The organism is Comamonas sp. CAH-2 (genome assembly GCF_009668305.1).
GTDB classification, from domain to species: domain Bacteria; phylum Pseudomonadota; class Gammaproteobacteria; order Burkholderiales; family Burkholderiaceae_C; genus Comamonas; species Comamonas aquatica.
In genome coordinates this window covers 70,014-88,642 of record NZ_VSWF01000013.1, presented here as the reverse complement: position 1 = coordinate 88,642, position 18,629 = coordinate 70,014, and the positions used below count along the sequence as shown (strand labels likewise).

Annotated in this window: 20 protein-coding genes; 4 read left to right on the top strand and 16 right to left on the bottom strand. The window is 61.1% G+C overall.

Annotated elements, in window-relative coordinates; all coding sequences use genetic code 11:
* Positions 1–133 precede the first annotated feature (133 nt).
* The 9 genes from FYM52_RS09825 to FYM52_RS09790 all read right to left on the bottom strand — a co-directional run bounded on the left by FYM52_RS09825 (position 134) and on the right by FYM52_RS09790 (position 7,941).
* The gene (locus FYM52_RS09825) at positions 134–892 is read right to left on the bottom strand and encodes an inovirus-type Gp2 protein (protein ID WP_154163945.1); all 759 of its coding nucleotides are present in this window, start codon (positions 890–892) and stop codon (positions 134–136) included.
* A gap of 739 nt (positions 893–1,631) precedes the next feature.
* Positions 1,632–1,850, bottom strand: a complete 219-nt coding sequence (locus FYM52_RS09820; protein ID WP_154163944.1) for an AlpA family transcriptional regulator — start codon at positions 1,848–1,850, stop codon at positions 1,632–1,634.
* A gap of 446 nt (positions 1,851–2,296) precedes the next feature.
* Positions 2,297–3,154: a hypothetical protein gene (locus FYM52_RS09815; RefSeq protein ID WP_154163943.1), complete on the bottom strand. Its 858-nt coding sequence runs from the start codon at positions 3,152–3,154 to the stop codon at positions 2,297–2,299.
* A complete protein-coding gene (locus FYM52_RS09810) occupies positions 3,132–3,425 on the bottom strand; it encodes a hypothetical protein (protein ID WP_154163942.1) in 294 nt (97 codons plus the stop codon). Before FYM52_RS09810 ends, FYM52_RS09815 begins: the two co-directional genes overlap by 23 nt.
* Positions 3,409–4,005, bottom strand: coding sequence for a tyrosine-type recombinase/integrase (locus FYM52_RS19180; protein ID WP_370513826.1), 597 nt, complete (start codon positions 4,003–4,005; stop codon positions 3,409–3,411). The genes FYM52_RS09810 and FYM52_RS19180 overlap by 17 nt, the downstream gene beginning before the upstream one ends.
* Complete coding sequence (locus FYM52_RS19175) at positions 3,938–4,609, bottom strand: tyrosine-type recombinase/integrase (protein ID WP_370513825.1); 672 nt, start codon at positions 4,607–4,609, stop codon at positions 3,938–3,940. The genes FYM52_RS19180 and FYM52_RS19175 overlap by 68 nt, the downstream gene beginning before the upstream one ends.
* Before the next feature lie 303 nt (positions 4,610–4,912).
* Complete coding sequence (locus FYM52_RS09800) at positions 4,913–6,196, bottom strand: TRAP transporter large permease (RefSeq protein WP_045266966.1); 1,284 nt, start codon at positions 6,194–6,196, stop codon at positions 4,913–4,915.
* Positions 6,197–6,223: 27 nt separating this feature from the next.
* Entirely contained in the window at positions 6,224–6,739 is a 516-nt protein-coding gene (locus FYM52_RS09795) for a TRAP transporter small permease (RefSeq protein ID WP_154163941.1), read from the bottom strand.
* A 215-nt stretch (positions 6,740–6,954) separates the two neighbouring features.
* On the bottom strand, positions 6,955–7,941 hold the full coding sequence (locus FYM52_RS09790; protein ID WP_042412828.1) for a TRAP transporter substrate-binding protein: 987 nt from the start codon (positions 7,939–7,941) through the stop codon (positions 6,955–6,957).
* Positions 7,942–8,299: 358 nt separating this feature from the next.
* Between FYM52_RS09790 and FYM52_RS09780 the strand changes: the two genes are divergently transcribed.
* On the top strand, positions 8,300–8,662 hold the full coding sequence (locus FYM52_RS09780) for a hypothetical protein (RefSeq protein WP_154163939.1): 363 nt from the start codon (positions 8,300–8,302) through the stop codon (positions 8,660–8,662).
* 134 nt (positions 8,663–8,796) lie between these two features.
* On the opposite strand, the gene FYM52_RS09775 is transcribed toward FYM52_RS09780, so the two are convergent.
* On the bottom strand, positions 8,797–9,348 hold the full coding sequence (locus FYM52_RS09775; RefSeq protein ID WP_042412831.1) for an NADPH-dependent FMN reductase: 552 nt from the start codon (positions 9,346–9,348) through the stop codon (positions 8,797–8,799).
* A gap of 137 nt (positions 9,349–9,485) precedes the next feature.
* Between FYM52_RS09775 and FYM52_RS09770 the strand changes: the two genes are divergently transcribed.
* Together FYM52_RS09770 and FYM52_RS09765 are read left to right on the top strand one after the other, a co-directional pair.
* The gene (locus FYM52_RS09770) at positions 9,486–10,229 is read left to right on the top strand and encodes an energy-coupling factor ABC transporter ATP-binding protein (RefSeq protein ID WP_154163938.1); all 744 of its coding nucleotides are present in this window, start codon (positions 9,486–9,488) and stop codon (positions 10,227–10,229) included.
* 2 nt (positions 10,230–10,231) lie between these two features.
* A complete protein-coding gene (locus tag FYM52_RS09765) occupies positions 10,232–10,825 on the top strand; it encodes an energy-coupling factor transporter transmembrane protein EcfT (RefSeq protein ID WP_154163937.1) in 594 nt (197 codons plus the stop codon).
* Positions 10,826–10,936: 111 nt separating this feature from the next.
* Here the strand turns inward: FYM52_RS09765 and FYM52_RS09760 are convergent, their stop codons facing one another.
* The 3 genes from FYM52_RS09760 to FYM52_RS09750 all read right to left on the bottom strand — a co-directional run bounded on the left by FYM52_RS09760 (position 10,937) and on the right by FYM52_RS09750 (position 14,149).
* Entirely contained in the window at positions 10,937–11,374 is a 438-nt protein-coding gene (locus FYM52_RS09760; protein WP_042412834.1) for a universal stress protein, read from the bottom strand.
* Between the two features lie 109 nt (positions 11,375–11,483).
* Positions 11,484–12,254 (bottom strand): 2OG-Fe dioxygenase family protein, encoded by a 771-nt coding sequence (locus FYM52_RS09755; protein WP_154163936.1) that lies wholly within the window; start codon positions 12,252–12,254, stop codon positions 11,484–11,486.
* Between the two features lie 203 nt (positions 12,255–12,457).
* Positions 12,458–14,149, bottom strand: a complete 1,692-nt coding sequence (locus tag FYM52_RS09750) for a long-chain fatty acid--CoA ligase (RefSeq protein WP_154163935.1) — start codon at positions 14,147–14,149, stop codon at positions 12,458–12,460.
* A 234-nt stretch (positions 14,150–14,383) separates the two neighbouring features.
* On the opposite strand from FYM52_RS09750, the gene FYM52_RS09745 reads away from it, so the two are divergent.
* Positions 14,384–14,581 carry a hypothetical protein gene (locus FYM52_RS09745; RefSeq protein WP_154163934.1) on the top strand — a complete coding sequence of 66 codons (198 nt, stop codon included), beginning with the start codon at positions 14,384–14,386 and terminating at the stop codon, positions 14,579–14,581.
* A gap of 154 nt (positions 14,582–14,735) precedes the next feature.
* Here the strand turns inward: FYM52_RS09745 and FYM52_RS09740 are convergent, their stop codons facing one another.
* The 3 genes from FYM52_RS09740 to panB form a co-directional block, all read right to left on the bottom strand.
* On the bottom strand, positions 14,736–16,535 hold the full coding sequence (locus tag FYM52_RS09740; RefSeq protein WP_154163933.1) for a DUF4153 domain-containing protein: 1,800 nt from the start codon (positions 16,533–16,535) through the stop codon (positions 14,736–14,738).
* A gap of 243 nt (positions 16,536–16,778) precedes the next feature.
* Positions 16,779–17,627 carry a pantoate--beta-alanine ligase gene (gene panC / locus FYM52_RS09735; RefSeq protein ID WP_042412843.1) on the bottom strand — a complete coding sequence of 283 codons (849 nt, stop codon included), beginning with the start codon at positions 17,625–17,627 and terminating at the stop codon, positions 16,779–16,781.
* A 37-nt stretch (positions 17,628–17,664) separates the two neighbouring features.
* Complete coding sequence (panB, locus tag FYM52_RS09730) at positions 17,665–18,558, bottom strand: 3-methyl-2-oxobutanoate hydroxymethyltransferase (RefSeq protein ID WP_154163932.1); 894 nt, start codon at positions 18,556–18,558, stop codon at positions 17,665–17,667.
* Positions 18,559–18,629 lie beyond the last annotated feature (71 nt).

The following is an 18,629-nucleotide window of genomic DNA, read 5'->3' as shown; positions in this document are numbered from 1 at the left end:
AATCCAAGTCTGATGTAAAGCTCAACCGCTCGCATCCTGTCTGCGTATGTGTACATGAACTATCTCCTCTGATAGTCCAAGTTTTTGTCCGCATGCCCGGCGGGTAAGTTTTGCGTGGAAATCAACAGGCGCCTCACTCCAGCGATTTCGCTTGCCTTATGGATCGCATTTCAATGCGAGAGCGCTTTTCTTTGCTGATCACACCTTTACGAAGAGTGCGCGACAGCCCTGGAACCACAAAGCGTACCGTGAGATCTTGCTCAGTGAGATAGCTGGCGATGTGCTTTAACCCCTTGAGCGTACGTTCGTCGAACTGATGGAATGAGCCAACAGCGGGGTAACGCATGCGCTTGAGGTGCTCTAGGGCATTGCAGTTGCTGTAAGAGCCTTTTCCTGCCGTCACAGTGCCCTTCCAGTGCTCTCCTATGGCCTTGGCAATCGTGACATCCTGACGCACTACTGAGCCGTTAAAGAACAACATGGTGTGCATGTGCAGCCCACGTTGCAGGCCATACTCAAACTTCACAGCAAAACCAACATGTGAATCCGCATAGCGTTCCGCCACATACTTTTTGAGCTGTTCCCAATGCCTAACAGATTCTAGGTGGCTAGGCGTGTAGAGATCCAAACGGATGATCATCAGCTTGGAGTACGCAGCCTTGAGATCAAGGATGTACTGAAACAGAGACCTGCTTGTAGACTGCTCGTTCCTCTTCAGGTTTGATAGGCCCTTGTAGAAGGTGCAACAATCCAAGTTCTCACGAACCCTTTGTAGCAAGGCACGTGGATCAAGCTGGAGGAAGTTGTCAACGTCCTGTTCGACGACTTCCTGCTCTAGGCTGCTGATGAAAGCTGAGAGGTAGGGATTGATGGTCCTGGAGCTTTCATCCAAGCTGAAAGGATCAGCTACAGGACAAGACAATAGCAGGCACTGTAGGTCCTCTGCTAGGCTTTGCTCAAACGAGCAACGTCAAAATCTTCCTCGTCTGGTCCATCCTCCAAGTCGTCTAAAATTTGCTTGAGCAGTTTGTTCAGACGATAAACCCAGCTGGCCAAGGATGCATAGTCAACTTCATTATCTTGGAGTTGATTATGGAAGACACTGGCATTTATCATTAGACCTCACCTTGGTAGTTCATCGGAGTTAGATACTCAGAGCCTTAGAACAGCTCTGAGCCTTCAACCCAATATCTACACTAGGTAAAATTTCGCTTCCCTTTTTGTCACCTTGCAAGGTGATCCGAAAATAACGTACAAGCATAGATCGCAGCTCAAACAGTTGCTACTTAGGTAAGCCTTTGATACTCTGAGAAATCTTCAGAGTGAGCAAATAGGATTATTAGATCCTTGATGCTAAAACAAAAAAACAGATTATTCTGGCACACACCTTGTAGTGTGTGCCACCAGCACACTGGGTAGAGTAGCTGATAGTTTACAGGTTGTAAGAGATAGGTTATCTCTTTATATTCATGATGTAGGTCTATATTTAATTTACAGATATAGAAATACCATTAATAACCTACACTCCCAAGATTCACCATCAACAAACTATAAAAAATAATATAAATATCTACAAGATAGTTGGCGGAATAATTGCCCCAGCCTGCGGCCAGGGCTACAAAAGTTATTTCCTAAACAATAGCTATTTTTTTCAAAATCCACTCATCCACTTGATGCTCTACCCAGCCTACAGAGCTGGATCCAAGTTTGATCTGTCTTGGAAAATCTGGATCATAGTACTTAGATTTTTTATCCAGTTTCGCGTACAGCGTTGTTCTGGATATTTTCAGTTTACTGCAAACTTGAGCAGTACGCAAAAGCATAAGAGGGGTAGAGGCTGTTGTTGGCATGGTGAGGCTCGCAAATTTATGGCACGGCTTTAGGCTGTGCGGAGTGCTATGAAGTGAGCCGTTCGAAGCTTTCCGAACTGGTACGACTCAAAACATCTGGCACGAGGTAGAAAACCTCCCTCAGTCGTGTGGGGCGCACCCACTGCACCCACTGCACCCACTGCACCCACTGCACCCACTGCACCCACTGCACCCACTGCACCCACTGCACCCACTGCACCGCAGCATCCTCCTTCGCATCCATCCATCCCTGTATGCAACTCTTACATGGGGTACGCCTCGGCAGCACAGCATTCACTTGAATGAAATTTATGGACTTTCCATCACATGCTGACAAAAGGCTTATATTTACCAATAAAAGATACTTAACTTTTCATAAAAAAAGAAGAATTAAAATAGAAAAAAGAAGATTTAGATACAAAAAAAGAAGAAAATATCTTGAAGATTCAGTGTTTCAGTTCGATGAAGCGGAAGCAATGTGCTGTGCCCGATCCTTCAGTACAACCTTCGCCTGGAGCGACGAAACGTCTCTCGATCGTTAAAAATTCTGCTAGCCAATTGATGGCTTCTACGGTTGATGGCGTGAACTGCAGTACCCCGTCAACAGTGGGTGACAAGTCTTTCGGAAACGGTTTGGCTGGCACGAAATCAAGGGGGCCGCTGCACGAGACTTGGCTGGCGAACGATTTGAGGGCCTTCTTGTTGGCTCCGATTCTTTCAGTAGAGATCAGTACGATTTGCCCCACCGGGAGGTTTGAAGGAATAATGTTCCCAGTGAGCAATGCAGATGGGAAAACTACATCCAAGGCATACTTGAATTGCGAGAATTTATCAAAGAGAGAATTAATCCATTCCCTATATTCCTTCAGGGAACATTTTTGCAAAAAATTTAATCCATTATTTTTAAATAAAACGTCCAATCGGCATATAAAAATAGTATTACTACCAATAAATTTATCTCTTACAAATTCATTTATTTTCTTACGGTTATCATTAGCAGTTCTAACAAAAAAATTCTCTATCTTCTGGTAAGTTTTACTTCTCAAAATTTGACACAACTCACTATCACTGGACATTTTTACCGTATTTACATAAGGGTGCATGCAAGCCAGAAATTTATAATTTGAGTAGTTGTAGTTTTGATAACTAGCAACAATATTTCTTATGTTGTTATTTAATCTTGAGCGATACGACTCTAGTATTTTAATATCATTAAAGTATCTTATAAAATTATTTCTCTTTTTCAATAATTCAATTGATTTAGAAACCTTTGTCAGCAAATTAACTAAAACAAAAAAAGTCATAAAACTCAAAACTAACCAAACCTAAATCAACCGCCTCTGCACGTCTTATGTAGTTTCTCCCATAATTAATCTTATAATCAAAAAATAATTTTCCAATGACGGCAGCTTTATTTAGTTTTTTTCTAACAATTGAATTCAAGATAAAATTTTTATGCTTTCTCGCATAGTCGTCATCAAAAAAAATATATTCTTGTGCATAAGGGAGGTCATCAGGCCCAAGAGCCATGAATATGCCCTCTGAATAATTGAAGCTACTATTTGTTGTGTCCATACAAGAAATCACTCCACTGCTGCATCATTATTCGACGTTTCTCTAGGGCATCTCCGCGGCGATATGCCGCTTCCACTTTACTTTCAAGAGCATGCGCCAAGGCCTGCTCTGCAAGCTCTCGAGGATAGTCAGTTCGCTCACCAACCCAGTCTCGGAACGTCGAGCGAAACCCATGGGGAACGGCATCGATTCCCATACGCCGCATCACTGCCAGCAAAGTCATATCGGAGAGTAGCTTGCCGCGAGGCGAAGGGAAAACGAATTCGTTATCGACAAACCGTGGCAGCTTTCGCAAAAGCTCAACCGCTTGCTTGCTGAGGGGCACACGGTGTTCACGCTGCGCCTTCATCCTTTCACCAGGAACGATCCATACACCTGCATCAAAATCGACTTCACTCCAGATTGCCCCACGAACCTCTCCACTGCGGGCGGCTGTTAGGACGACGAACTCCAGAGCTCTTGCGGCAATCCCCTCCTTGGTCCGCAGATCACAGATGAACTGCGGAACAGCATCAATCGGCAGAGCCTTGCGATGAACCGTTTTTTTGAATCTTTCCGGGAGATGGAAGTAACTTGTCAAGGCGCCCTTTCCATCGGGCTGGGTTTTCGCCCTCACGATAGCCTCGGACTGTCGCCCAATCCAACACAGCTTCGATACGTCCACGCAAGCGCGCAGCCGTTTCATTTTTAGTCTTCCAGATGGGCTCCAAGACAGCTAGTACATGCGACTGTGTGACATGAGCAGTTTGCAAGTTTCCAATCACCGGAAAGGCATACGTAGCCAGGGTTGCTGACCACTGTGCTCTATGCTTAGGATTCTTCCAGGTGTCACCGTGGGCGTCGATGTAAGCTTTGGCTGCACTCTCGAAGGTGACAGCACTAAGCTGCTCAGCCTTGATCCTACTTACTGCTGCATGACGTGCAGCTATAGGATCAGCACCAGCGTCAATCTCACTTCGCGCAGTGCGAGCCTTCTCGCGCGCCATGGCCAATGTGACAGATGGAAATCCCCCAAGTCCCATATGCCTGCGCTTGCCAGAAATCACTGTTCTCAGAACCCACGAGCGAGCACCCGTAGGGGTGACATACAAGTAGAGACCAGTAACACCTCCAACACTGTGGTGGCCGGGTTCAGTAAGCCTGCTAACCTGTATAGCAGACAGTTCTTTGGCAATCTTCGGCAAATCAATCCTTGTAGAAAGTTCGGAGGAGAATAAAAACTATCCACCATCCTTTCTACCATAAAAGATTTGAACGCTCAGAACCTCATCGAACTCAATCGGACAGCGGTCATGCCATCAAATCAATAAAAACAATAACTTATAGTTCATTTCTTACTTCATCGGACGACTTTGCAGCAGACGCCCCTTCCGCCAATTTAAAGGGTCTTGAGCAATCAAGGCCTTTTTTATTGCCCTTTTGCGCGACCCATCTTGCATAAAAAACGCCCGGAACATCCGGGCGTTGTGCTTGGTGCGGCGCGCGACTCAGAAGCCCAGGGAGTGCGGCAGCCACACCGACAGGGCAGGCACAAAGGTCAGCAGCAGCAGCACGATCAGTTGCGCCACCAGGAAAATCGGCAGCTCGCGGTTGAGTTCAGACAACGAGGTTTTCGTCGCTACGCAGGTCACGAACAGCAAGCCCCCGACCGGCGGTGTGATCATGCCCAGTGTCAGGTTGACCACCACCACCATGGCGAACTGGATGGGATCGATGCCCAGAGCATTTGCAATCGGCGCCAGGATGGGCACCAGAATCATGATGCCGGGCAGTGGCTCCATGAAGATGCCAAAGATCAGCAACAGCACGTTCACCGCCAGCAGGAACATGATGGGCGACAGCTCCCAGCTGATGATGAGCTCGGACAGGTACTGGGGCACGCCCTCCACCGTCAGAATCCAAGCGAACGGCTGGGAGGCCGCCATCACCAGCAACACCGACGCCGTCAGCAACGCCGAACGCGAGGTGATGGCAGGGATCGCACTCCAGTGCAGCGTGCGGTAGATCCACTTGCCGCAGATGAAGGCGTACACCACTGCCACGACCGAGGCCTCGGTGGGGGTGAACACCCCGAAGCGGATACCAATGATGATCAAGGCCACCAGCAGCAGCACGGGGATGGCCTTGATGGTGTTGAGCAGCATATCCTTGCCGGACGGACGTGCTTCGGTGGAACGGTAGCCGCGCTGCCGGCTCACCCACCAATTCACCGCACACAGCGCTGCGGCAATCAGCAGGCCCGGCACAAAACCCGCGATAAACAGCGCGCCCACCGAGACGTTCTCATCCTGCAAAGAGTAGATGATCATGCTGATCGACGGCGGAATGATGGGACCGATGATGGCCGAATTGGCCGTCAACGCGGCCGCATACGGACGGTCATAGCCGGCCTTGGTCATCATCTTGGTCATCATGGCGCCGGGCCCGGCTGCATCGGCCAGGGCAGAGCCCGAGATCCCTGCAAACAGCACCGACGACCCCACGTTGGCATAGCCCAGGCCACCACGCAGGTGCCCCACGAACTGCGCGGCAAAACGCAGCAGCACCTGGGTCAGCGCGCCGCCCGACATCAGCTCGGCCGCAAAGATGAAGAACGGCACGGCCATCAGCGGAAAGCTGTCGATGCCAGTGAACATTTCCTTGAACACCACCAGTTGGGGGTACTTGCCCCCCACAAACACGGCGATGGCGGAAGCGATAGCCAAGGCAAAGGCCACCGGAAAGCCCAGCACCATCAACAGCACCAGGCCCACAATCAAAGTCAAAGTCATTTTTTTGAATCCCTGTCCCGACCTGGCTTACAGCGAGCCTGCGGCTTCACCATCGATCTCTTCGGAGCGCGCGTAGTCGCCCTCCAGCACATAACGCCGGGCAATCAGCAGCAGGTGCAGCAGCATCAGCACAAAGCCCACCGGCATCGCGGCATAGATGAAGGAGATCGGAATGTCTGTGGCGGCCGTGCTCTGAAAACGCGTGCGCCAGACATAGTCGCTGGAGGCCACCGCCATGAATATGAAGAAGGCCGACAGGCCCAGCAGCACCAGCGAGCGCATCACGCGCGCCATGCGCGTGCTCACGGCGCGGTGCAGGTTGTCGATGGCGACATGGCCGCCAAAGCGCAGGGCCAGGCCGGCGCCCAGGAAGGCCACCCAGATCATCATGTGGCGGGCCACCTCTTCGGCCCAGATAATGGAGTCGCCCGTGGTGTAGCGCAGCACCACGTTGGTGAAGATGATGCCGGCCATGGCCAGCAGCAGCACGATCAAAATCCAGCGGTTGGCGGCCACCAGCCACCGTTCAATGCAATTCAGCATACGTCGATAGAGCGTGGGGGGGCGGGCCACCGGCCCACCCTGCACGCGGCTCTTTCTCGAAAAGAGTGCAGACACCCCGGGCATGCAAGGACTTCATTGCCCGGGCACCCAAACACGGTCTTGCGCCACCTGCACTAAGGCAAAAAGCCTGCGCGGCCCTGGGGCTCACGCAGGCACTCCGATGCCCGGCCTGGCGTCGCGCAAGCCGTGCTGGCTTACTTCACGTTGGCAATCGCATCCAGCGTCTGTTGGCCGAACTTCTTCGCGTACTGCTTGTAGGCGGGCTCCAGGGCCGTGCGGAAGGCAGCCGTGTCGACCTTCTCGACCACCTGCATGCCATGGCTCTTGGCCATTTCCACGCCCTTGGTTTCCACGTCGTCCACGAAGGCACGCGACGCTACGCCACCGGCCTTGGCACCTTCGGTGAAGGCGGCCTTTTGCGCGTCGGTCAGGCTGCCCCAGAAGGTGGGCGACAGGATCAGCACCATGGGCGCATACACGTGGGCCGTCAGCGACAGGTGCTTTTGCACTTCCCACAGCTTGGAGGAGGTCAGCACGGAAATGGGATTTTCCTGGCCGTCGATGGTGCCCTGCTGCAGGGCGCTGATCACTTCAGGCCAGGACATGGGGGTGGGCGACGCACCCAGGGTGCGGAAGGCCGTGATGTGCACGGGGTTCTCGGTCACACGGATCTTCAGGCCCTTCATATCAGGAACGCCCTTGACCGCCACCTTGTTGTTGGTCAGGTGGCGAAAGCCTTGCTCCCCCCATGCCAGTGCCACCAGGCCGCGCTGCTTGAACTTGCCCAGCAGGTCCTGGCCAAACTTGCCGTCCAGCACGGCACGGGCGTGCTTGGTGTCACGGAACAGGAAGGGAATGTCCACGATACCGACATCGCCCACAAAGTTGCTCAGCGCACCGGTGGAGACAATCGCGGCTTCCACCGTCCCCAGCTGCAGACCTTCGATCAGCTCGCGCTCACCGCCCAGCGCGCTGGAAGGAAACTGCTTGATGGCAAAAGCACCACCCGTGGCCTTTTCCACGGATTCCGTCCAGGCCTTGGCCGCGGCACCGTAGTGCGAGTTCACGGCCAGCGCATAGCCCATCTTCACTTCTTTGGGGGCGGCCACTGCGGTGCCTGCTGCGGTCGCCAGCGCAGCGGTGGCGCAGGCGGCAATAAAAGTACGGCGAATCATGACCATGGGAGTCCTTGTTGTCGGTAGTAATCGGTGGAGCCAGGGGCTGCAGCTACGCCATCTGCAAAACAGAACGCGCGCGGCAAGCCGCAGCAATGTGACACACATTTTAAAAATATTGGCCCGCACCAAGATTAGGCGCAAACCCTGGAAATTCGCCACAAATCACCAACAAAAACAGGCACTTGCACGCACCAAAACAGTGATTTTGGCCACCTAAGTAGAAGTACGCACATAGCCAAACACGAAGGCTGGTACCCGCTGGGTGTGCACAAAGCCCCACCCGATCGCACCACAAATAGTTACACAGTGTTTCCAGCGTCTACAATGATTCGGGCTAACCCTAGTTTTTCAGACATTCACCATGGCCGCACGCAAACCCGCTGCTTCCAGCAGCAATGACTCCCAACTGGCTTCCTTTCTGATGCTGAGCGTCGCGATCCTGGTCGGCGCACTGGTGCTCGGCGGCTACTGGATGCAGCAGCAGCGTGCCGACCAGGCCGAGCTGCGCCAGCAGGCGGACGTGTACGAAACCTACCTGTACAACACGCGCAACATCCCGGCGCCCACGCCGGAGGCCCCATCGCGCGCAGCCCAGGCCCAGCAAGTGCGCCAGTACCTGCTGGACCATCCGGCCGTCACCCCCGGCCCCGGCTTCAACCGCCCTGGCGTGCAAAGCACGGGCAAGACCATCGTCGACGCCATCGACAGCGCAAAGGCCCCGTAAACACACTAAAAAAGAAGAGCTGCCAGCGCTTATGCTTGCTGCTTTTGACAGAGAAAACCTCTGCAAAAGCACACAGTACCTGCGCTGGCAGCTCTTTTTTTTAAGGCCGCATCAGAGCGGCTGTGCCCGTCGGCCTAGCGTTTGTGCTGCGCCACCCAGCCGGCGAACAGTTCGACAAACTTCTGCAGGAACGCGCGGCTTTGCTCGCCCACGCTGCCATCGGCGTTGAAAAAGCCGTCCTTGGCCTGCAGGAACATCTCCGGCTGCCCCAGCGTGGGCATGTTCAGGTAGGCCAGCACATTGCGCAAATGCTGCTGCGCCAGCGCCGTACCGATGGCGCCGACCGACATGCCGATCACCGCCGCCGGCTTGCCGTCCCAGACGCTGTGCCCGTAGGGGCGAGAACCCTGGTCCAGCGCATTCTTGAGCACGCCGGGCATGGAGCGGTTGTACTCCGGCGTCACGAACAGCACCGCATCGGCGCTGCGGATGGCATCGCGGAACTGCTTGACCACGGCCACCTCGTGGCCGTCGGCGTCCTGGTTGTACAAGGGCAGCTCCCCGATCGCCACCTCCTTGAACTGCACCTGTGCAGGGGCCAGCTTGATCAAGGCATGCGCCAGCTGGCGGTTGAACGATTCCTTGCGCAGACTGCCCACGATCACCGCAATTTGGTATTGGCTCATCACAAAACTCCTGGGTTGGGAATGCCAACCATTATGGGCAGCCACCCGCGCCCAGCGCGTGGGCACCGTCCTACATGGCCGCCCGGCCCGGGCCCATCGGGCACAATGCGCCTTGCCTTGCCCTTCGCCCCATCTGCATGACCGTGACCGCCGCTGCCGCCCCCGACTTTGTCCCTGTGCCCCACCTGGCGCTGCAGCAGGTGCGCCTGCAACGTGGCCGCACCACGGTGTTCGACGGACTGAGCCTGTCGCTGGCCGAGCCGCGCATCGGCCTGATCGGTGACAACGGCGCCGGCAAGACCAGTCTGCTGCGCCTGCTGTGTGGCCTGGAAGTGCCCGACACCGGCAGGGTGCTGAGCCAGGGCCAGGACCTGCATGCCGCCGGCAGCCAGCGCGCCCGCTGGGTCGGCATGATGTTCCAGAACCCGGACGACCAGATCATCTTCCCCACCGTGCTGGAGGAGCTGGCCCTGGGCCTGCGCCCACAGGGGCTGAGCAAGCAGCAGGCCCAGGCGCAGGCCTTGGCCTTCCTGCAGCAGCGCGGCCTGCAGGACTGGGCCGAGCGGGCGGTCACCAGCCTCAGCCAGGGCCAGCGCCAGCATGTGTGCTGGCTGGCCCTGCTGCTGGCCGGCCCGCGCAGCCTGCTGCTGGACGAGCCCTACGCCAGCCTGGACCTGCCGGGCCAGGCACGCCTGGCGCGCGACATGGCGCAGGCACCGCAACAGATCATCGTCTCCACCCACCTGCTGGAGCATGTGCGCCATTTCGAGCGCGTGCTCTGGCTGGATGCGGGCCAGTTGCGTGCCGACGGCTCCGGCGCCACGGTCTGCGCGGCCTACGAGGCCGATGTGCGCCAGCGCCTGCAGGCCCTGGGCAACTGAGCATGGGCAGCCTCTACAGCGAACACCACACCTGGCTGCACGGCCTGCGCCCCGGCCTCAAGCTGGGGCTGATGGCCGTGCTCAGCACCCTGCTGTTCCTGCTGCAGGCCCCGTGGGCCCTGGGGCTGTGCGCCCTGGGCTGCGCCGTGCTGTGGTTCAGCCTGGGGGCGGCCACGCGCGTGGCGCGGCGCCTGATCGCCTCGGTGCTGATCGCCGCTGCGCTGATCGCCGTCTTCCACGCCATCATGGGCCACTACGCGCTGGCCACCGTCAGCGCCCTGCGCCTGGCCTGCGCGTCCACCCTGGGCGTGGCGCTGACGGTCAGCACCCACCCCACCCAGCTGCTGCAGTTGCTGGAACAACTGCTGGCACCGCTGGGCAGGCTGGGCGTTCCCTCCGAGCGCTTTGCCCTGCAGCTGGCGCTGATGCTGCGCTTCATCGAGCATTTCTTCGTGCAGTGGAAGCGCCTGGACGAGGCCCACCGCCTGCGCACCGGCAAGGGCGGCGGTATCCGCCTGCTGGCCCCGCTGAGCATCCAGATGCTGCAAACCGCACGGCGCGTGGCCGATGCGCTGTACGCCCGCCTGGGCCAGTAGGCCCACCCGGCCAGCGACGGCTCGCCATAAAAAAACGCTGCCGAAGCAGCGTTGTGCAAGCAACTCGCCCGCACCGGCCCGTCAGGCCGGTCTGGGGCGGGGTGCGCGTGTTCAGTCGCGCACCACCAGCACCGGCACATGGGCGGTCTGCAGCACGCGCTGCGCCACGCTGCCCAGCACCAGCTTTTCCAGGCCACGGCGGCCGTGCGAGCCCATGACGATCAGGTCAGCGCCCACGTTCTCGCCCACGCGCGCAATGCCTTCGTGCACGGCATGGCCCTCGCCCACCAGGGTCTTGACCGCCACGCCAGCGTCGGCCATGGTCTTTTGCACGTCTTCCAGCGCCTTGTTGGCTTCGGCGGTGGCCGCGCTCAGGTACTGGGCCTGGCCATAGGCAAAGTCGGCGCCCACGCCCGTGAAGGGATAGGGGTCGAGCACGTAGACGGCGGTGACTTCGCTGCCAAAGGCCTTCGCCAACTCGGCGGCCTTGGTCACGGCCAGCATGGAAGTGGCCGAACCGTCCACCGGAACCAGAATGTGCTTGAACATGGATAACTCCTCGTTGTGTGAAACAGGGGCTGGCGTGTGCCAGCCCATGGATGCAGTCTGCCACTGTAGTACACCGACTGTCTTGACGCGTGTCAAATCAGACAGGAACTTAGACTGGATTCTTGCCCTCATCGCCCTGGAAGCACTGCCGGCGGCAAGTCACCACCAGGGTGTCGCGCGCGCCGTGGCGGGCCTCGTCCAGGGGCTGGATGGGGGTGGATTCGTGGATCATGCGGGCATCGTCCAGCAGCATCAGCGACCAGGGCTCGGTCAGGGTGAAGCGCAGCCCGCTGGGGCCGCTGGCCTCGAACACGCGGGTCTCGCCGCCCTTCACGCCCTCGCGCCCCACCAGGAACACGGCGACCAGGTCCACGCCGTCGCGGTGCGCGCCTTCGGGCGTCGGGCGGCCGATGCCGCTGGCCGTGTCGATGCGAAACTGGTGCGCCTCCACAAAGCAGGGCTCGGCGGGATCGGGCGCAAACAGCTGCTGCGACAGCTGGGCCAGCTTGGCGATCAGCTGCGGCCACACGGCCAGTTGCGTGGTGTGGGCCAGCATGGGCGCAAACCAGCGCTCCATGCCGCCGTGCAAGGCGTTGTACTTGACCGGCTGCCAGTGCGCGCGGTGCGGCACCTGCTGCACGGCATCGCCCTGCACCCGGAAGCTGGCATGGCGGCGAAAGCGGTAGCGTCCGCCGTCGCGCAGGAATTCATCGGGCGGCAGGGACGCCCAGTCCGGGGTCAGCGCCATCAGGTCCGCCACCTCGCAGCCAATCCAGGCCGCTGTGTCCGCGGGCTGCAGCACGGCATAGCCATGGTCGCGCAACTGGTCGGCGACGCGGTTGGGGGAATGGTAGGGAGGGGGAAAAGTGACATGGGCCATAGCGCCCCAAGCTTACTCCTCGGCAGCGGCCCTGCCGGGCTGGCGAGCCAGAAAATGCTTGATCTGCCGCAGCCACGGGGCGGATGCCGCCTTTGAATAAAAATGGCTGCCAGCGCGCAACCTGCCTGCGCGGGCAGCTATGAAAAACGCCAACCGCTGCCCACACCGGGTCCACCATCGGCTGGTGGAGCCCGGCGCTGGCCTCAGGCGGTGGCAGTCTCGGCCTCCTGCAGCAGGCGCCACATCACCTTGCCGCTGCCGCTCTTGGGCAGGGCGTCGACAAAGGACACCAGGCGTGGCACCTTGTAGGCGGCCATGTTGTCGCGGCACCAGGCGATGATGCTTTCCTCGGTCTCCTGCCCCTGGTGGCTGGCGCGCAGCACCACCACGGCCTTGACCGTCTCGCCGCGGTAGGCGTCCTTGGCGGCGATCACACAGGCCTCCTGAATCGCGGGGTGGCGGAACATCAGCGCCTCCACCTCGGCCGGCCAGACCTTGAAGCCGCTGGCATTGATCATGCGCTTGAGGCGGTCGGTGATGAAGAAATAGCCATCCTCGTCCACGCGCCCCAGGTCGCCGGTGCGGAAGAACCGCTGCCCGTCGATCTCCACAAACACCGCGCGGGTCGCGGCCTCGTTGCGCCAGTAGCCCTGGAAGACCTGCGGTCCGCACACCACGATCTCGCCCTGCTCGCCCACGGGCATTTCCTGCAGCGTGTCGGGATCGACCACGCGCGCATCGGTGCTGATGAAGGGGATGCCCAGGCACTGCTGCTTGGCATGCTCGGGCGGATTGTTGTGCGAGGGGGCCGCGGTTTCCGTCAGCCCGTAGCCTTCCTGGTAGCGCAGCCCATAGGCCTCGAACAGCCGCTGCGCCACCGCCTGGGGCATGGCGGCGCCGCCACCGCCGATGTAGGTCAGGCTGCTGAGGTCGAACTGCTGGAAGTTCGGGCTGGCAAACAGGTCGATCACCATGGTCGGGATGTTGGTCCAGTTGGTGACCTTGTACTGCGAGATCAGGCGCCCGGCCAGCTCCCGGTCCCAGCGCGGCATCAGCACCATGCTGCCGCCAGCGTAGATGGTGGAATGCATCATGGACACCATGCCCGTGATGTGGAACATGGGGATGACCGCCAGGGTCACGTTCTCGCTGGTGGCCGCCCCCCACACCGCGCTGGCCACGGCATTGAACATGATGCTGGCGTGCGTGTGCATGCAGCCCTTGGGCAGACCGGTGGTGCCGCTGGTGTAGGGCAGCACGCTCAGGTCCTGTGGCCCCACCGTCAGCGCCGGTGCGGGCGCGGTGCATGCCAGCGCCTGGTCCCAGGGTACGACCTGTCCGCCCTCCAGTTGCAGGGCCGGGCGCTGCATGGTCAACCAGGCCTGCCAGACTTCGGGCACCGGCTCGCGCTGCGCGGGCGGCGGCAGATAGTCGCCCAGCTGCGTCACCACCACCTGCTGCAGGCCCTGGCCGGCGGGCAAGGCATTGCTGGCCTTGACCAGCTCTGCCCCCAGATCGGCAGTGGTGATGGCCACCTGGACCTCGCCGTCGGTGATGTAGTGCTTGAGTTCCTCGGCCAGGTTCATCGGGTTCACCGGCACCACCACGGCGTTCGCGCGCAGGATGGCAAAGTGCGCCAGCACCAGCTGGGGCAGGTTCTGCATCAGCAGGATCACGCGGTCGCCCTGGCGCACGCCGGCGCTGTGCAGGTGGGCGGCCAGGCGCTCGGCCCCCTCGGCCAGTTCGCGGTAGCTGACGGCCCGGCCAAAGAAGTGCAGCGCGGGCTTGGACGGGTAACGGCGCGCACTGATCGCCAGGTTGTCCCACAGCGAGGTGGCGGGAGGCATCAAGGTCCGAGGGGTGCGACGGGGCCAGTGTTGGAAGTGTGCGCGCATGAAGCAGGTCCGTGAGAGGGTTGCGAATGCCCTGAAACTATCGCCTCCACCCGGGCGGCGCATTCGGGTAGGCCCCCACCCGGGGTCACGTGCGTGACCCGTTTTCGGGTTTCGCCCTGCGGAACCTGCGACCGAACACACTGTCATCCAACGCCGCGATCGGCACGGGCTTCGACAAACTGTCACATATGCGGCGCAGCATGCGCTATCCAAGTTGAAGCATGGAGCCCCCGCATGGTGACCGACCCCGCGCAAGCCTGCCGTTTCTGGATGGCCTCGCTGCTCAGCATTGCGGACCTCAATCCCGCGGCGGCGCCACCGGCCCCTCCGCCCTGCCCGCGCGCACCGGGCGTGCGCCCCCCATGGCGCCCGCACCCGGTGTACCTGTATGTGCTGTGGCCCCACCTGGCCCTGCTGCTGTATGCCAGTTGATGGGTACAGCCCTCATGGCGTCCATCGCGCATCGCTATTGCGCTGAAAGCTATCCATTCAGGAGCGCAGCACGCCGCACGCACGGCCATCGCCAGCCCTCCATGGCCGCCGCACACGCCTTGGGCAGCGCCCGACCGGTCAGACAGCCCTGGCCTCAGTCACGCAGGCGCCCTGCCGGCAGGTCCTGCGCCCCTGTCACCACCACATCGTTCCAGCGCGGGGTCTGCACGGACAGTTGGCCTTCTTGCACGGCCTGGGCCAGTTGCGCACGCCCCTCGGATGACAACCCCCCCCAAGCCAATTGCCCCACCCGCGTCCAGCCGCCCTGCGCCTGCGGACCAAACACCTGGCAGTTGGTGGTGTAGCCCCCCAGACGGCAGACCAACGGCAAGGGCGGGCCCTGGCGCTCCAGCGGCAGTTGCAAGACCAGGCAGCGCACATCCTCACGCAGGCAATGCGCCAGATGGTCGCGCAGCGGCGGCGTTTCAATGGCGGTCCACCAGTCCTGCGCCGGGCGTTCGTGCCCTGGCGCCAGCTCCAGGTGGCCGGCCAGCGGCTGCGGCGGGGCTTCGGGCCGCGGCGCGCGCGTCATGCGCTCTGTCGCCACCAGCACTTGGGCCAGCCACTGGGCGACCTCCCCGGTGGCAAAGCGCGCCTCGGACTGCAAGGACTGCAGCGCGGCCAAGCCATGGCGGCCATGGTCCCAGCGCAGGCTGTCCAGATCGGCCAGGGACACCGGGGCCGTGGACTGCAGCAGGCGCTCGCGCTGGCTGGCCGCGCCCAGGCGGTAGGGATCCAGCAGCGGCGTGTGCAGCAGCACCAGCAGCGCCAGCACCAGCCAGGACATCGCCGGATTCAGGCGCTGCACGCCATCGAGCCAGGGGCCTTGCCAGCTGCGCACCGCCATCACGGCATAGCCCAGCGCATACACCAGCAGCACCGCGGCAATCACCACCGCCCAGACGCGCTCGTGCGTCCAGCCGTATTGCTGCACACGCAGACAGACGGCCCACAGGGCCAGCCCCGCCAACACCGGCATGGCCACCAGGGCGGCACCGATCAGGGCCCGTACTGGCGCGGGATAGGGCTCCTCGCTCGCATCGCCGTCCTGGTAGACGGCGTTCACAAACAGCAGCATCCACAGCCACACGCCCATCAGCAGCGGCGCGGCCTTGCGCGTCTCCCACAGACTTTGCACCCCCGTGAAAGGCAGGAACAGCACGAACAGCACCACCACCAGCGACAGCAAGGGCAACAGCAGCTTGCACAGCGCCAGCGCCAACTGCAACAGCATGCGCAACGGTTTGGGCTGGCCGCGGGCCAGCACCAGGCCCACGCCGACCATGCCCCCTGTCGCCAAACAGACGAACAGCGGCTGCGTGAAGGTGGTGACAAACAACTTCACCTTCAGCAGCGCGAACAAGCCCGCCCACAGCCCCAGCACCGACCAGCACAGCCCCACAAATTTGGTGACAAAGCCAATCACCATGGCATTGTTCCAGGCGTGCGTGAACAAGCTGGCATACGGCACATGGCGCAGGCTGCGGTGTTGCAACAGCGCCTGCACCCAGGCCAGGACCACCAGCAGCAGCGCGCCCTGGGCCAGCAGCCAGGGCCACCAGATGCGGGGCAGCCAGCGATCGCCCATGAACCACACGACGCTGAAGTTCAGCCCCGCCGTCACGGCGCCGACCACGGCCAGGCTGGCCCACCACAGGCGGTCGCGCAGTTGCAGCGCCGACATCATCGCAAACAGAGAGACCGCCAGCAGCAGCGACAGCCAGGGCGCGCGCGCCTGGGGTTCGCTGCCCAGCCAGCCCTGCACAAAGGCGTAGACCAGCCCGCCTTGCAGCAAGCCGGTCAGCACCAGCATTTCGCGCGTCAGGCGCGGCAAGGCAGGCAGGGAGGACGTGGCCTCCGGGGACAACGGGGCAGAGCATGGGGCAAAGGACATGGGCTAGGCGATGGCCCGCGCCGAGGGGCGCGGGCTGGGGACAGGTGACACAGTGCGCCAGCGTAGCAGCCCTGCCGTGCCACGCCAACCAGCAGGCGATGTGCACCAACGCTGGGACATGGTGGGCAGGCGCTCAGATGCCCGGCCCTGACACCACCCCGGCCCGCCAACTGGCAGGCCGCAGCGGACCTGCCGCAGAAAGCCCCCTCACCCCACGGTGGCCCGGGCTGGGGTACGTAGCGCCTAGAACTCGAGGTTGTCGATCAAGCGGGTGCTGCCCAGGCGGGCGGCGCCCAGGGCCACCAGCGGCGACGACGGGGCCGCACCGGCGGCCGGGGGCAGCAGGTCGTCCCGCTGGCGCACGGTCAGGTAGTCGGGCTGCCAGCCCAGGGCCGTCAGGCGTTCCATGGCCTGGGCTTCGAGCTGCGCCAGCGGCTGCTGCGTCTGGCGCACCTGGGTGGCCAGCCACTCCAGCTGCGCATACAGCGCGCGGGCCTGGGCCCGCTGCTCGGCGCTGAGGTAGGCGTTGCGCGAACTCAGGGCCAGGCCGTCCCCGGCCCGCTCCGTGTCCACCCCGACGATCTGCACGGGCAGCGCAAACTGCTGCACCATGTGGCGGATCACCAGCAACTGCTGGTAGTCCTTCTTGCCAAAGACCCCGACCCCGCCGCCCGCGGCACCGAACACGCAGGCGAACAGCTTCATCACCACGGTGCACACGCCGGTAAAGAAGCCCGGGCGGAAATGCCCTTCCAGGATGTCCGCCAGCGCCGGATCGGGCTGCAGCTTGAAGGTCTGGGGCTGGGGGTACAGGTCCGGCTCGCGCGGGGCGAACAGCACGTCGCAGCCCTGTGCCTGCAGCTTAGCGCAGTCGGCCTCGAAGGTGCGCGGGTAGCTGTCGAAGTCTTCGTGCGGCAGGAACTGCAGGCGGTTGACGAAGATGCTGGCGACGGTGACATCGCCATGCCCGCGCGCATGGCGCACCAGGGACAGGTGGCCGTCGTGCAGGTTACCCATGGTGGGCACAAAGGCGGGCCGACCACGGCCGGCCAGGGTCTGGCGCAAGGCCTCGACGGTGTGAACGATCTGCATGGCAGCAATCTCTCTGGGGTGGGAAACGCCCGGTGGCTTACCAGGCGTGCAATTGGTTGTCCGGGAAGCTGCCGGCCTTCACGGCCTGCACGTAGGCCTGCATGGCCCCCTTGATGCTGCCGGCCTCCTGCATGAAGTTGTGCACGAACTTGGGCATCTTGCCCAGGTTCATGCCCAGCATGTCGTGCAGCACCAGCACCTGCCCGGCCGTGCCGTTGCCGGCGCCAATGCCGATGGTGTGGCAGTGCGCCAGCTCCTGGGTGATGCTGGCGGCCAGGGCCGCCGGCACCATCTCCAGCACCAGCATGGCCGCGCCGGCGTTCTGCAGCTCCAGCGACTGCTGGCGCAGCAGCTGCGCGGCGGCTTCGTCCTTGCCCTGGACGCGGTAGCCGCCCAGGGCGTACACGGTCTGCGGTGTCAGCCCCAGGTGGGCGCACACGGGCACCCCGCGCGCCACCAGGAACTCCACCGTGCGGGCCGTCCAGCCGCCACCCTCCAGCTTGACCATGTGCGCACCAGCCTGCATCAGGGCGCAGGCATTGCGCATGGCCTGCTCGGCGCTTTCGGCGTAGCTGCCATAGGGCATGTCGGCCACCAGCCAGGTCGTGCCCTGGCTGCGGTGCAGGCCGCGCGCCACGCTGGCCGTGTGGTAGACCATGTCTTCCACCGACACGCCCACGGTGCTGTGCCGCCCCTGGCAGACCATGCCCAGGGAGTCACCCACCAGGATGCAGTCCACGCCCGCCGCATCGGCCACGGCCGCAAACGTGGCGTCGTAGGCCGTCAGCATGGCGATCTTTTCGCCCTGCGCCCGCATGTGCGCCAGGCGCGGCAAGCTCACCGGCTTGCGGGCCGGCATGGGGGATGCGGGGGGAATGGTTCCGTACGGCGTGCCCGTGGGGACACCGCCCTCTGTGTGCAATGAAGTCATGTCGGCCAATAAGTTGCGCCACGGTGGCGGACGCGCTGGCGCCCTGCCCGCCCGGGCTGGTTCAACTAAGC